A 12,683-nucleotide genomic window follows, 5' to 3' on the forward strand; every position below is an offset into this window, starting at 1 on the left:
TTTCGGCACTGATCAGCCGGAACCAGCGCATCCAGCCTTCATAGGTCTCCTGGAAAATGATCGGGGAGTGGGACGACGCCATCCCCGTGACAAGCGGCATGATCAATTCTCCCAGGTGACGAAGGCGACGCCGGCCGCCGCATGGTGGATGGGCATGTAATCATGGACACGGGCAGGACAGCCGGCCTGATCCAGGGCAGCAGCGGCGGCCGTCCACAGCCGGACCTCGGTCGTGCCGGCCAGCAGATTGCGCGACGGCACATCCCACACCCGGACAAGATCCGCCGACCGGCCCCGTTGCAGGCGCGCCAGCACCCATTTGTCAAAGACATCATCAACCCAGCCGGCCATGTCGCCCTGCGGATCACCGGAAAGCCCGCCGCTGACCAGTAGGCCCAGACGCTTGTCGGTCAATGTCGCTGCCCGCGCCAGCGCCTGGCCCAGCCGGTGGATGCGGACCCCGGTCATGACGGGGGCGACATGGCAATTGATGCTGATCGGGACGATGGGCAGCTCGCCCGCCAGCCGCGTGGCCGCCTCGATCAGGGCCGGCGTCGCCCCCTGGCCGGGATGGCCCACGGGTTTGAAGGCGCGGCGCGCCTCCGCGATGTCGAAACCGTCCCGGACCAGTTCTTCCGCCAGGATATCGCCGACCGTCTCCTCGCACGCGAACACGTGCCGCTGCGGCGCCTCGCCCAGCGCTGCGATGGCCGGGTCGCCCCACACCTCTCCCCCCACCTGCACATGGATCTGGGGAACATGGGAACTGTCGAACTGGCTGCCGCGATCGGCGGTGATCAGGATCAACGCGTCCAGCCCGGCCCCGGCGATGGCCTGGCGTAAAGCCGAGAACCCTTGCGAAATCCGGGCCTCGTACCCGTCGAGCACCGAAGCATCCTCGGTCCCGGAACGTTTGGGCTGGATTGCATCCTTCCGCAGAAAGCGGAAGACCGCCTCCCACTGCGCGCGCGGGCGGTAAAGAAGCGGCGAATAGCCGACGCCAGCCCCCATGATGATTGGCATCTCGTCTCCCCTGCATCTTGCATGATTTTGAAGGGGTCCGGCTGCTGGCGGACCCGCGGTCCCTACCCGGTCAAAGGTTCGATCGACCGGGCTTGACAATAAATATTCTGCTAGCATAACTTATGTCAGCGGTGCAACACGGATTCCGACATCGCGTGCGGCACCGATTGCCCAGGAAAGGACAAATAATGAATCACGACACCTTAGGGAGCGGCCTGGTCGATACCAGGGCCGGGCTGGTGGATCGCGCCATCTTCTCCGATCAGCAGATCTACGAGAAGGAGATGGAAACGGTCTTCAGGAAGTCCTGGCTTTTCGTCGGTCATGAAAGCCAGATCCCCAATAATGGCGATTACTTCCTGTCGCAGGCCGGGCGGGAACCGGTTGTGGTCACACGCGACCAGTCGGGCGAGGTCAATGTCCTTCTGAACCTCTGCACCCATCGCGGCATGCCGGTCTGCCGGTATGACAAGGGCAACGCCAAGCGCTTCACCTGCCCCTATCATGGTTGGACCTTCTCCAATAATGGTGAGCTTTCGGGCGTCCCGCTGAACACGGAAGGCTATGGTGGCAAGCTGGAACGCTCGCGCTGGGGCCTGATCCGGGCACGGGTGGCGCGCTACTACGGCTCCATCTGGGCGACGTTCGACGAGGCAGCCCCCTCTTTCGAGGCCTTCCTGGGCGATATGGGTTGGTGGCTGCGCGAATTCATGATGGGCCCGGATGGCGAGGATGACGGGTTGGAGGTGATCGACGGCATCCTGAAATGCGAGATACCCAGCAACTGGAAATTCGGCGCCGAAAACGCGGCCGGTGATCTCTACCATGATGTCAGCCATAAATCCGTACAGCGGGTCGGTCTGGCGCTGACGGGCCTGCGCGGCCGCCACACCTGGGACGCCGACAAGAACAAGTTCCGCATGCTGAACATCACCTTCCCGGCCGGCGGCCACGCCGTGCGTGGAAACCTGTATGAACACGCGATGCGCGAATATTTCTCGCAATGGGGCGCCAATCCGGAGGTTGATGAATATTTCCGCGACGCCCATTACGCCCGCCAGAAGCGGGTTGGGGAGCGGGAGCGGCTGTTGAACCGGGGCGGCGTGGTCTTCCCGAACTTCGTCTATAACGCCGCCAACCGGACATCGGTCACCACCTGGATCCCGCGCGCACCGGGCCGGACGGAGGTCTGGAAATGGGTTTTCGTGCCGAAGAACGCGCCGCAGGTAGTCAAGGATGTAATGCGCAACTACCTGCTGCGCTATACCGGCCCGGCCGGCATGGTGGAACAGGATGATTTCGAGAATTGGGGATCGGCCCAGGTGGGTGCCGAAAGCGTCCTGGCCCGGCGCCTGCCCATGAATTACCAGCTCCGCCTGGGCGGCGAGGCGAAATGGGCCTGGCCCGAACCCTGGATCGGCGCCGGCGCCCTGGTCGATGAGGGTGTTTCCGAACATGCCCAGCGCATTTTTTATGACCGCTGGTCGGAGATGATGACGGGCCAGCCCCGGCCTTTCCGCCGGGAGGCAGCCGCAGAATGACGACCGAGACGCAAGAAGCCATCGCCCTGCCCTTCCACCCCGAACTGAAGGTCCGTGTGGAGGATTTCCTGGCCTATGAAGCCGAACTGCTGGACGAGCGCCAGTTCGACCGCTGGCTGGACCTGCTGGATGACGACATCCACTACTGGATGCCGCTGGTGCGGAATTTCGAATTCAACCGGCCGCAGGACGAATATAGCCGTGCGCATCTGGATGCGGCCTGGTTCGATGAGGGCAAGCAGACCTTGTTGCAGCGCATCCGCCAGATTCAGGGCGGCGACCATTGGGCGGAAGAGCCCCTCTCACGCTCCACCCACATGACCACCAATATCCGCGTCGCCGCCGTGACGGAAACGCAAATCACCGTCAAGTGCCGCTTCCTGCTCTATGTGAACCGGCGGGAGGAAGAGGTGCGGCTGTTCGTCGGCAAGCGCACCGACATCCTGCGGCCGGTTGGCGACGGTTTCCGCATCCTGAAACGATCCATCTTCCTGGATCAGAGCAAGATGCTGTTCAAGAACCTGACGACGTTCTTTTAAGGAAGCATAGGTCAGGTCGAGCCGCAGGCGAGCCCTGGCCTATGGTCAATTTCTTTCAAGTCTCGACAGGGGAACCCCCATGACATCCACCAGTGCCGACGGATTCCGGCGGCGCCTGCGGGATCGCGCGCGTCTTGCAGGCAGCTTTATCAAGACGCCAAGCGGTCACGCGACTGAAATCCTGGGCGATCTCGGCTTTGACTTCGTCCTCATCGATGAGGAACATGGTCCCTTCGACCGCGCCGCCATCGACCTGCTGATGCTGGCAGCCCGGGCCGGCGGGATCGCCGGGCTGGTGCGGGTTTCCAGTCCCGCTTCGATCCTCGCCGCCCTCGACATGGGGGCGGCGGGCGTGGTCGTGCCGCATGTGAATTCGAGCGAACAGGCCAAGGCTGCCGTCGCCGCCGCGCGCTACGCCGGCGGCAGCCGGGGGTTCTCACCCTCGCCAAGGGCCGGGCGGTACGGGGCGCTGGGTCTGGCCGACCATGTCGCCCGGGCCGACGCGACCGCATCCGTGACCATCATGATCGAACATCCCGACGCACTCCGGAACCTGGAGGCCATCGTCGCCGTCCAGGGCGTGGATGCGCTGTTCCTGGGGCTGGGCGACCTTGCCGTCGCCATGGGAGAGAGTTCTGCCGAAGCGCCTGCCCTGCGGCGCGCGGCGGCAGAGATTTGCCGGACCGCGCAACGCCACGGTCGGGCCCTGATGGCGACGGCCCCAAATGTCGAGGCGGGGGCCTGGCTTTTTGATCTTGGTGTCAGCGCCCTGGTCATCGGTTCCGATCAGGGGTTCCTGCGCAAAGCCGCCACCCAGCAGCTCCACGCTTTTCAATCCCTGCCCCGACAGGAGGTGGCACCATGAGTTCCACAGACGGAACCTTCGGCGACAACCGCCGGCTCACACTCGGCACCCATTGCCGCCCCGCCAGCTTCGTGCAGTTCTGCGCCGGCCCCCCGCAAATCCTGGAGGCGGACGGAACTCCGACCTGGATTGCGCGGGGCGCGAATTTTGTCGTCGCGGTCAGCCGCGTGGCGGAAGATGCACAGGTCGTCCAGCCGGATATTCCCGATGAATCGATGCTGCTGCTGTCACCGGCGGTCCCGGTAACGGTCGACACGGGCGCCGTGACCCGGGGGATCGGGGAAGAGGCGCTGGCCATTCTTCCCCCCGGTACCACCCGCATCACGGCGCATGGCCCCGGCCTGATCGTGCGCATCCTTTCCGGCAACGCCACCTTCCTGCGCGACCGTGCGGCAAACGCCGCTGCCTATGCCGGGGATGTTCCGGATGTCGCCCCGCTGGAAAGCTGGCCCGCACCGCCGGACGGGTTCGGCCTGCGCGTCTACCGCTTGCGTGATCACATGGAAGATGTCGGGTTCGGCCGCATCTTCCGGTCTACCAACCTGATGGTGAATATTTTCCAGCCATCGACAGCCGCGCGGGACCCGGCACGGCTGAGCCCGCATGATCACGCCGATTTCGAACAGGGGTCGTTGACCCTGGATGGCGATTTCACTCATCACCTGCGCACGCCCTGGGGGGCAGACCGGAGCCAGTGGCGTGCGGATGAACATCTGGATTGTGCGGGCTGCTCCCTGGTCGTCATCCCGCCCCGGATGATCCACACGACAGGCTGGCACGGCGCCGATGCCCGGCTGGTCGATATCTTCGCACCACCCCGCGATGATTTCGCGCTGAAGGCGCGATGGGTACGCAACGCCAACGATTATCCGCTGCCACCCCGCCTGCTGCCGGGTGGGGCACCGGACGGGCGGATGGCGTGAAGTCCGCACCCCGGAACCGCTGGAGGAAGCGCGCGGCGATATGCTACCTTGCCCCTTGCAACAGGGTGGTGGATAGCCTGGTCCGGGGCTTTGAAGTGTATTGAACTCCAATGAAATGAACAGGATGTTCGGGGGCAGGCCCCGACGCGACAGGTTATCCGTCAGACAAAGGACTCGGGGAAATTCATGGCCGCTCAAAAGAAAGCCGAGAAGGGCGGAAATTTCCGCGAACCTCATGATTACAAGGAACTGGAAACGATACTCGACCCTTTGTTCAAGGGCGAGATCGACTACCTTATCCGCATGATCCGGATGCGGGAGATTTATGCCATCGAACTGATGCTGGAGCCGGTGGGCCTCACCTTGAGCGCCTGGTATCCGCTGACCGTCCTGCGGGTGGAGGATGGCATGTCGCAGCGCGAACTGGGCACCCGCCTGAACCTCAAGGATGCCGCCATCGGCAAGGCCATCGACGCCCTGGAGCGGGCGGGCCTGGTGATCCGGGAGAAGGACCCCGACGACCGGCGCAAGGCGCTTGTCTGCCTGACTGACGAGGGCAAGAAGATCGCCCGGTCGGTGGAAAAGATGCGCAAGAAATTCCAGTCGGCTGTCATCGACGGCTTCTCCGAACAGGAAAAGAACCTGTTCCGGGATCTGCTGGAACGGTCCTATGAAAATATCGGCAAGCTCATCGCATCGCAGAGCTGAACCGGCGGAGCTGAACCGGCAGCGGTGAAACCGGCCTGAGAAACGGGCCGGTCACCGCCGTTTCGCCGGATCAATCCTCCGGCGCAATGGTGATGGTCAGCCCTTCCAGCGCCGGCGTATAGCGCAACTGGCAGGAAAGGCGTGAGGCATCGGTGCGGTACGCACTGCTGTCCAGCAGGTCGTTCTCGTCCGGCCCGACCGGCGGCAGGCCAACGGCGGCACTACCGTCAACATAGACATGGCAGGTGGCGCAGGAACAGCAGCCGCCGCACAGGGCCTGCAGGTCATCGAACCCCTGCTCCCGCAGGATTTCCATCACACTCATGCCGGGCTCGGCGGTGACGGTCCGTTCGGTTCCATTCCGGTCGATCACAGTCAGGGTCATCATTCCTCCTCTGGATTTGGTCTTGGATACAGGTGCTCAATCGGCAAACTCCGCCACCAGCAGCTTGAGCGGCCGGGTGTCGTCCACCAGCAATTCCTCCGGTATGGCCATGCCGGCGGCCACCAGGGCGCGGCCCTGGACATAATCGGCGACCTTGTTCACGCAATCGATAGCCACGACACGCCCACGCTTCAGATAGACGATGCTGAAGGCGCGCTTCGCGGGATCACCGCGCAGCAGGGCCGTGTCATGGCCGGCCGAAAGCCCGACGGTCTGCAGCTTCAGATCATACTGGTTCGACCAGAACCAGGGCACGGCGTGATAGGGGGCGGGCGCACCGATGATCGACCTGACCGCCACCAGGGCCTGGTCATTGGCGTTCTGCACGGATTCAAGCCGGATGGGCGCACCGTCCGCGAACGGGTTGCCATGCGCGGCGCAGTCACCCACGGCATAGATGTCGGGCAGGCTGGTCCGGCTATATTCATCGACATCGACGCCGTTGCTGCCCACGGCACCCGCCGCCAGCAGCGGTTCGACGGCGGGAATGATGCCGATGCCGACGATCACCATGCCGCAATCGATCACCTGGCCATCGGCCAGTTCCACGCCGCACACCCTGCCGTCACGCCCCTTGATGCCGGCGACCACGGCACCCAGCCGCATATCGACGCCATGGGCGCGATGCTCCGCCTCATAGAAGCGCGAAAGCGGTTCTCCCGCGACCCTGGCCAGCACCCGTGGCAGGGCTTCCAGCACCGTGACCTGCTTGCCCGCCTTGACCAGCGCCGCGGCCGCCTCCAGCCCGATATAACCGCCGCCGATCACCACGGCGCACGTCACGCCGTCCAGTTCCGCCATCAGCCCGTCGGCATCGGCCCGGTTACGCACCGTATGGATGCCCGCCAGATCGTACCCAGGACAGCTCAGCCGTCTGGGCCGTCCACCCGTGGCCCAAATCAGGGTGCCATAGCCGATTGCCGCCCCGGCGGCAGTGGTCACGCGATGCGCCGTGGGATCAACGGTCGTCACGCGGGCGCCCAGGATCATCTCGATCCCCCTGTCCGCCCAATAGGTCACGGGCTTGATCAGGATGCGCTCGAACGGCTTTTCCCGCGCCAGATATTCCTTGGAAAGCGGCGGCCGTTCATAGGGCGGGTCAGGCTCTTCCGATATCACCGCCACGGTGCCGGTGAAATTATTCTGGCGAAGGGATGCGGCCGCCTGCGCCCCGCCATGCCCGCCACCGACGATTACCACGTCGTAATGCTGGTCCATGGTATCACCTAGCTCCGCAGGAAGGCGGAGCCCCAACTGTTGAGGGTCCGTTCCTCATGCACCCAGGTCTTGACGGGGCGCGACCCTACCACCTGTTCCAGTTCCGTGGAGAATTCCAGCCAGTTGCCGTCGGGATCGTTGATGAACAGGAACAGGTTGTTGCCGGGGCCATGCCGGCCCGGCCCCCAGCGCAGCTTGATATGGCGCGCGGCGAAACGGTCGGCCCAGTCCCGGATATCTGTCCAGGTCGTGACGTCATAGCAAAGATGGTCCAGACGCTTGCGGGGCGCCCGGAACACCGCCAGACTGTGATGTTCCTCTCCGCAGCGCAGGAAGGCGGACGTCAGATCCTGCCCCTCATCCCTGACATAGTCGGAGGGGGTGAAACCGACAATGTCGCAATAGAAGCGGACCATCGCCGGCGCTTCGTCACTGGCGAAGACGATATGCTGCAACCGAGCAGCCCCGGCCATGTCGATTTCCTCAGCGGGATCGGCCACACCGAACAGCAGCACATTGCCGTCCGGATCGCTGAACCGGATGGCCGCACCAGACAATGCCTGTGACCGCGCCTCCACAACACTGATACCGGCTGATGCCAACCGCCCACGCAGATCCGAAAGGGCTTGCGCATACGGCACGGCAAAGATCGTATGGTCGACGTTATTGGCCGCACCGGGACCGATCATCAGCCGGCGCGCACCCAGCCGCCCCGTCCAGTGCCCATCCAGCCATTGCCCCTCATAGCCCAGCGCATCCTGATAGAAGCCGGCCAGTGCCTGCGGGTCGGGGGATGTCAGGGCGACCGCGGCCAAGTGAGCCCGCAGCAGCGGCGCGGCCGCCCCCGGCAATGCGACCGTAACCATCTCTCGATCATCGATTTGCATATCGCTCTCCCGTGGCGGCCACCCTTCCATCGGGCGGCGCGTTTTCCTTCATGGCGCCTTCGGCACCAGGTATGCTTGACACGATAATGCTTTGCTAGCATAACTTATTAGATCATTGCAATAGGGCGCGATATCGGCACCGCGCACCGCAGAAATCCGGGAGGTTCATGTGCGTTACGTTACATTCTCCGCCGGCGGGAAAGCTCGCTGGGGATGGGTCGATGGCGACCGGGTCCGGGCGCTGGACCATCTCCACCCCACGCTGAAGGCCGCGATCGAAGCGGGGGCGCTGACGGCGGACGGGCTGCGCACCACGGACGGCGCGGCGTTCGCGCTGGCCGACATCACCTTCCTGCCGCTGATCCCGAATCCGGGAAAGATCTTGTGCATCGGCCTCAATTATGAAGATCACCGCCGCGAAACGGGGCGCGCCGTGGTCGGGAACCCCACGATCTTCACCCGCTTCGCCGACAGTCAGACCGGCCATCTTTCCGCGATATTACGCCCACGCGAATCCGCGATGCTGGATTACGAGGGGGAACTGGCCATCGTGATCGGCAAGGGCGGCCGCCGCATTCCGGGGGCCACCGCCCTTGACCATGTCGCCGGGTATAGCTGCTACAATGACGGATCGGTCCGCGACTGGCAGGCCCACACCATCCAGTTCACGCCGGGCAAGAATTTTCCGGGCACCGGCGCCTTTGGTCCCTGGCTGGTGACGCCTGACATGTTCGGCCCGCCAGGGGAACAGACGATCCAGACGCGGCTCAACGGCACCGTCATGCAGCGCGCCACCCTGGCCGACATGATCTTCCCCATCGGAAGGCTGATCGAATATTGCTCGACCTTCACCCTGCTGGCTCCCGGCGACGTCATCGTGACCGGCACGCCGGGCGGCGTGGGCGTCAAGCGCAACCCGCAGGTCTTCATGCAGCCCGGCGACCGGGTCGAGGTGGAGATCGACGGCATCGGCATCCTGACCAACAACATCGCCCAGGAAGGCGCGGAATAAGCCGGTGACTGCCGGCCCGGCGCCTGAAGGCATCAAGAAATGAAAAGGGAAGAAGCATGTTCCTCAAGAATTGCTGGTACGTCGCGGCCTGGCCGCATGAGTTGCCAATCGGTCATTTCCTGGCGCGCCGTATCCTTGACCAACCAGTGCTGCTCTACCGCACCGGCACGGGCGATCCCGCGGCCCTGCTGGATCGCTGCCCGCACCGGCTGGTGCCGCTGTCGGCCGGGCGTCGCACAGGGGATATCATCCGCTGCGGCTATCACGGCATGGCCTTCAAGCCGGACGGAACCTGCGTCCACATTCCCGGCCAGGACAGTATCCCGCCCAATGCGAATGCCACCGCCTTTCCATTGGTGGAACGGTTCGGTCTGGTCTGGATCTGGATGGGTGACAAGGCTCTGGCCGATGCCGATCTGGTGCCCGACCTGCCCTGGCTAACCCTGCCGCACTGGACAAGTTCGACCGGCTATACGCATGTAATGGGTGATTACCGGCTCCTGTCCGACAATCTTCTCGACCTCAGCCACGAGACCTATATCCACCAGGCGACGATCGGCAATGGCGAGGAGGAAAGCATCGCCGACTATCCCGTGCGCGTGACCGTGGACGGCAAGGTGATCCGGGCGCACCGGGAGATGCCGGACATCACCCCCCCACCCTTCTTCAAGCTTCTTGCCGGCGGCGGCGACGACCGGATCGACCGATGGCAGACTGCCATCTGGACGGCGCCGGCGGTCAACATGACCGATGTCGGCGTGCGGCCCGTCGGCGCCGGCCTGGACAAGACGCTGGTGTCGCGTGTCCTGCATCTTCTGACGCCGGAGACGGAGCGCTCGACCCATTATTTCTGGGCCCACAACCGGAACTTCCGGCTGGACGACGCGGAACTGACGGACAGGATCATCGCCGCCCATCAGCGGACCTTCGATGAGGACAAGGATATCGTGGAACGCCAGCAGAAGGAACTGGACGATAGCGGCCTGTCGGTGCCGAAATTCGCCCTGCGCGTCGATGACGCTCCCTTGCGCGCACGCCGGCTTCTGGCCACCCTGATCCGTCAGGAAGGCGAAGCTGGCAGCGCCGCATCCACGCTGGCCAGGGGACAGCACCTGATCCCCGATCCCGAGGCGCTGACGCCCATGGCGTTTTGATCGGGTCCGCCCCTTGAGTTTCGAGGTCGCTTATGCATTTGCCAAAGAAACCGCCCATCGATCGTGGAACCGTCACATCCACCGACGGGACCGTGCTTTCCTATCAGCGCCTGGGCGATGGCGCGCCGCTGGTCGTCTGCCATGGTTCCTTCGCGACGGCGCGGGACTGGCTGCCATTTGCCGAACGAATGGCGCAAACGCGGACCGTCTTCCTCTATGACCGGCGGGGACGGGGCGGCAGCCCCGCCGCACCCGATTTCGCCGTCGACGCGGAACTGGCCGATCTGGCCGCCATGATTGGTCTGGCGGGGCCGGGAACGGCATTGCTGGGGCACAGCTTCGGCGGCGGCTGCGCATTGGCGCTGGCGGCCCGCATCGGCTTTTCCGGCCCCCTGATCGTCTATGAACCACGCCATTCCACGCGCGGACCGGTCAGCCGCGGGCATATTCCTGATATCCGCCGCCTGCTGTCCGTCGGGGACGTGGATGGTGCAACGGAGTACGCCCTGGCCCATGTCGTGGGCCTGTCGGCAGCGGCCGTCGCCGGACTGCTCGGCGGGCCGCTATGGGCACGCTTCCGTCAGACCATCGGCGCCTTTCCCAACGAATTGCGCCTGCTTGATGATCTTGCCTGGCAGCCCGGTGACCTGAACGCCATCGCCGGCCCCTGCACCCTGCTGACCGGCGGGAACAGCCTCGTGTTGCCCGATGCCTCATCGCCGGATATCGCACTCCGCACGCTGCTGCCCGCGATACGGGCACGCGCCATTCCCGGTCAGGGGCACTTCGCCTATTCCGCCGCACCGGCGCTGCTGGCCGATATTGTCGATGCCTGCCTGACCGGATGAACGGTTCCAGCATAATTTATGCTATAATCACATTAACGGCCCGAGAGGGGTCGATGACACAAAACGGGAGGAAATTTTGCCGATCAACAGGCGCAACCTGATGGCCGGAGCCGGTTCCCTGGCCGCCGCCGTCCTGACCGGACCGACGGCCGGGGCCGCGCCCACCCCGCCGGTGGAAAAGCTGCGCAGTCTGGTGAAGGGCCCCGTGTTCACGCGGTCGGATGCAGGATACCCGGCCGCACGGCGCGGCCAGGGCACCACCCCCGTGGAAGACCGCTTCCCCGCCCTTGTCGTGCAGCCCGATGATGCAGCCGACATTGCCCATGCCCTCGAATTCGCGCAGCGGCAGGACATGGACATCTCGATACGGTCGGGCGGCCACGATCTGTTGGGCGCTTCGACCACCCGCACGGGCCTGCTGATCGATCTGTCGCGCCTGACCGGCATCGATCTGGACCCGGCCAGCCGGATCGCCCGTGTCGGCGCCGGCACGCGGGCCGGGGCGTTAACGAATGCCGGCGCACCGCATGGCCTTGTCCCCTCGCTGGGCATGAATCCCAATGTCGGTGTCGGCGGCCTGACGCTGGGTGGGGGCATGGGATGGGTCAGCGGCGTCTACGGCGCCACCGTGGATAATCTTCTGTCCGTCGATCTGGTGACGGCCGATGGACAGGTGCTTCAGGCTGATGCCAGCCGCAACGCCGATCTTTTCTGGGCGTTGCGGGGCGGAGGCGGCAATTTCGGCGTCGCCACGGCCTTCACCTACAATCTGCACGCCCTTCCGCAGGTCCTGGCCGGCGATATCGGGTTCAAGGCCGATCCCGTCCGGTTTCTCCGCTTCCTGCGCGATTTCCTGGCGCAAAGCCCAGACGCGCTGGAGGTGGGGACCCTGTTCACCCTGGGGCCGGACCCGACCACCATCGTGCGGCTCTGCTGGTCTGGGGAACCCGCCGAAGGGGAACTGGTCCTGCGGACGTTACGGGCATTTGGCCCCGCAATCCTGGACACGATCAGGCCGCAAGCCTTTGCGGCCTTCGCCGGCAGTGCGACGCACTTCGACAACATGTTCCTGCGCGGCGGCGAATTCGACGGGATTACCGATCCGGTCATCGATGCCTTCGCGGCGATCATCGCCAAAGGCGGGCCGAAAGGCTGCCTGATCGGCCTTCTGCACTATCTGCATGGGGCCCTGTGCCGCGTCCCCGCTGACAGCACCCCGTTCATCCGGGAACCTGGGCACATCCTTTACAACATCGTCGCTCCATGGCAGGGCGCCGATCCTCAGCAGGACAGGATCGACTGGGCCGTGGCGACATCGCAGGCGCTGAAGACAGTAAACAGCCGAAAAACCTATATCAACTATCTCAGTTACGAAGGCGATCAGCCTGTGCGCGATGCGTTCGGCCCGCATTTCGAACGGTTGCAGGCCGTGAAGCGGCGCTACGACCCCCGCAACATCTTTCACAACAACCGGAACATCCGGGTCTGACCGACGGCGCGGCCCCCTGCCCCCCCGCACG

13 protein-coding genes are annotated in these 12,683 nt (G+C 64.5%); 9 read left to right on the forward strand and 4 right to left on the reverse strand.

The features are described 5' to 3' along the window. Positions 1-102: 102 nt before the first annotated feature. Positions 103-1,023, reverse strand: a complete 921-nt coding sequence (locus KBA48_RS11845) for a hypothetical protein (RefSeq protein WP_292906480.1) — start codon at positions 1,021-1,023, stop codon at positions 103-105. Positions 1,024-1,211: 188 nt separating this feature from the next. Between KBA48_RS11845 and KBA48_RS11850 the strand changes: the two genes are divergently transcribed. The 5 genes from KBA48_RS11850 to KBA48_RS11870 all read left to right on the forward strand — a co-directional run bounded on the left by KBA48_RS11850 (position 1,212) and on the right by KBA48_RS11870 (position 5,599). Then, positions 1,212-2,564 (forward strand): aromatic ring-hydroxylating dioxygenase subunit alpha, encoded by a 1,353-nt coding sequence (locus KBA48_RS11850; protein WP_292906482.1) that lies wholly within the window; start codon positions 1,212-1,214, stop codon positions 2,562-2,564. Then, positions 2,561-3,103, forward strand: coding sequence for a 3-phenylpropionate/cinnamic acid dioxygenase subunit beta (locus KBA48_RS11855; RefSeq protein WP_292906484.1), 543 nt, complete (start codon positions 2,561-2,563; stop codon positions 3,101-3,103). The genes KBA48_RS11850 and KBA48_RS11855 overlap by 4 nt, the downstream gene beginning before the upstream one ends. A 79-nt stretch (positions 3,104-3,182) precedes the next feature. Continuing rightward, on the forward strand, positions 3,183-3,968 hold the full coding sequence (locus KBA48_RS11860) for an aldolase/citrate lyase family protein (RefSeq protein ID WP_292906486.1): 786 nt from the start codon (positions 3,183-3,185) through the stop codon (positions 3,966-3,968). Further along, positions 3,965-4,891 (forward strand): hypothetical protein, encoded by a 927-nt coding sequence (locus KBA48_RS11865; RefSeq protein WP_292906488.1) that lies wholly within the window; start codon positions 3,965-3,967, stop codon positions 4,889-4,891. The genes KBA48_RS11860 and KBA48_RS11865 overlap by 4 nt, the downstream gene beginning before the upstream one ends. A 186-nt stretch (positions 4,892-5,077) precedes the next feature. Beyond that, entirely contained in the window at positions 5,078-5,599 is a 522-nt protein-coding gene (locus KBA48_RS11870) for a MarR family winged helix-turn-helix transcriptional regulator (RefSeq protein WP_292906490.1), read from the forward strand. A 70-nt stretch (positions 5,600-5,669) separates the two neighbouring features. Here KBA48_RS11870 and KBA48_RS11875 read toward each other — a convergent pair whose 3' ends face one another. Genes KBA48_RS11875 through KBA48_RS11885 form a run of 3 tightly spaced genes read right to left on the reverse strand, consistent with a single transcriptional unit; the run spans position 5,670 to position 8,149 of the window. Then, positions 5,670-5,987, reverse strand: coding sequence for a 2Fe-2S iron-sulfur cluster-binding protein (locus KBA48_RS11875; RefSeq protein WP_292906492.1), 318 nt, complete (start codon positions 5,985-5,987; stop codon positions 5,670-5,672). 33 nt (positions 5,988-6,020) lie between these two features. Then, the gene (locus tag KBA48_RS11880; protein ID WP_292906494.1) at positions 6,021-7,262 is read right to left on the reverse strand and encodes an NAD(P)/FAD-dependent oxidoreductase; all 1,242 of its coding nucleotides are present in this window, start codon (positions 7,260-7,262) and stop codon (positions 6,021-6,023) included. 8 nt (positions 7,263-7,270) lie between these two features. After that, the gene (locus KBA48_RS11885; RefSeq protein ID WP_292906496.1) at positions 7,271-8,149 is read right to left on the reverse strand and encodes a VOC family protein; all 879 of its coding nucleotides are present in this window, start codon (positions 8,147-8,149) and stop codon (positions 7,271-7,273) included. Positions 8,150-8,318: 169 nt separating this feature from the next. On the opposite strand from KBA48_RS11885, the gene KBA48_RS11890 reads away from it, so the two are divergent. The 4 genes from KBA48_RS11890 to KBA48_RS11905 all read left to right on the forward strand — a co-directional run bounded on the left by KBA48_RS11890 (position 8,319) and on the right by KBA48_RS11905 (position 12,652). Next, on the forward strand, positions 8,319-9,161 hold the full coding sequence (locus KBA48_RS11890) for a fumarylacetoacetate hydrolase family protein (RefSeq protein ID WP_292906498.1): 843 nt from the start codon (positions 8,319-8,321) through the stop codon (positions 9,159-9,161). 56 nt (positions 9,162-9,217) lie between these two features. Then, positions 9,218-10,315, forward strand: coding sequence for an aromatic ring-hydroxylating dioxygenase subunit alpha (locus KBA48_RS11895; RefSeq protein WP_292906500.1), 1,098 nt, complete (start codon positions 9,218-9,220; stop codon positions 10,313-10,315). Between the two features lie 32 nt (positions 10,316-10,347). Next, complete coding sequence (locus tag KBA48_RS11900; protein ID WP_292906502.1) at positions 10,348-11,163, forward strand: alpha/beta hydrolase; 816 nt, start codon at positions 10,348-10,350, stop codon at positions 11,161-11,163. 76 nt (positions 11,164-11,239) lie between these two features. After that, positions 11,240-12,652 carry an FAD-binding oxidoreductase gene (locus tag KBA48_RS11905; protein WP_292906504.1) on the forward strand — a complete coding sequence of 471 codons (1,413 nt, stop codon included), beginning with the start codon at positions 11,240-11,242 and terminating at the stop codon, positions 12,650-12,652. Positions 12,653-12,683 lie beyond the last annotated feature (31 nt).

This window comes from Niveispirillum sp. (assembly GCF_017996735.1).
Taxonomy (GTDB): Bacteria; Pseudomonadota; Alphaproteobacteria; order Azospirillales; family Azospirillaceae; genus Niveispirillum.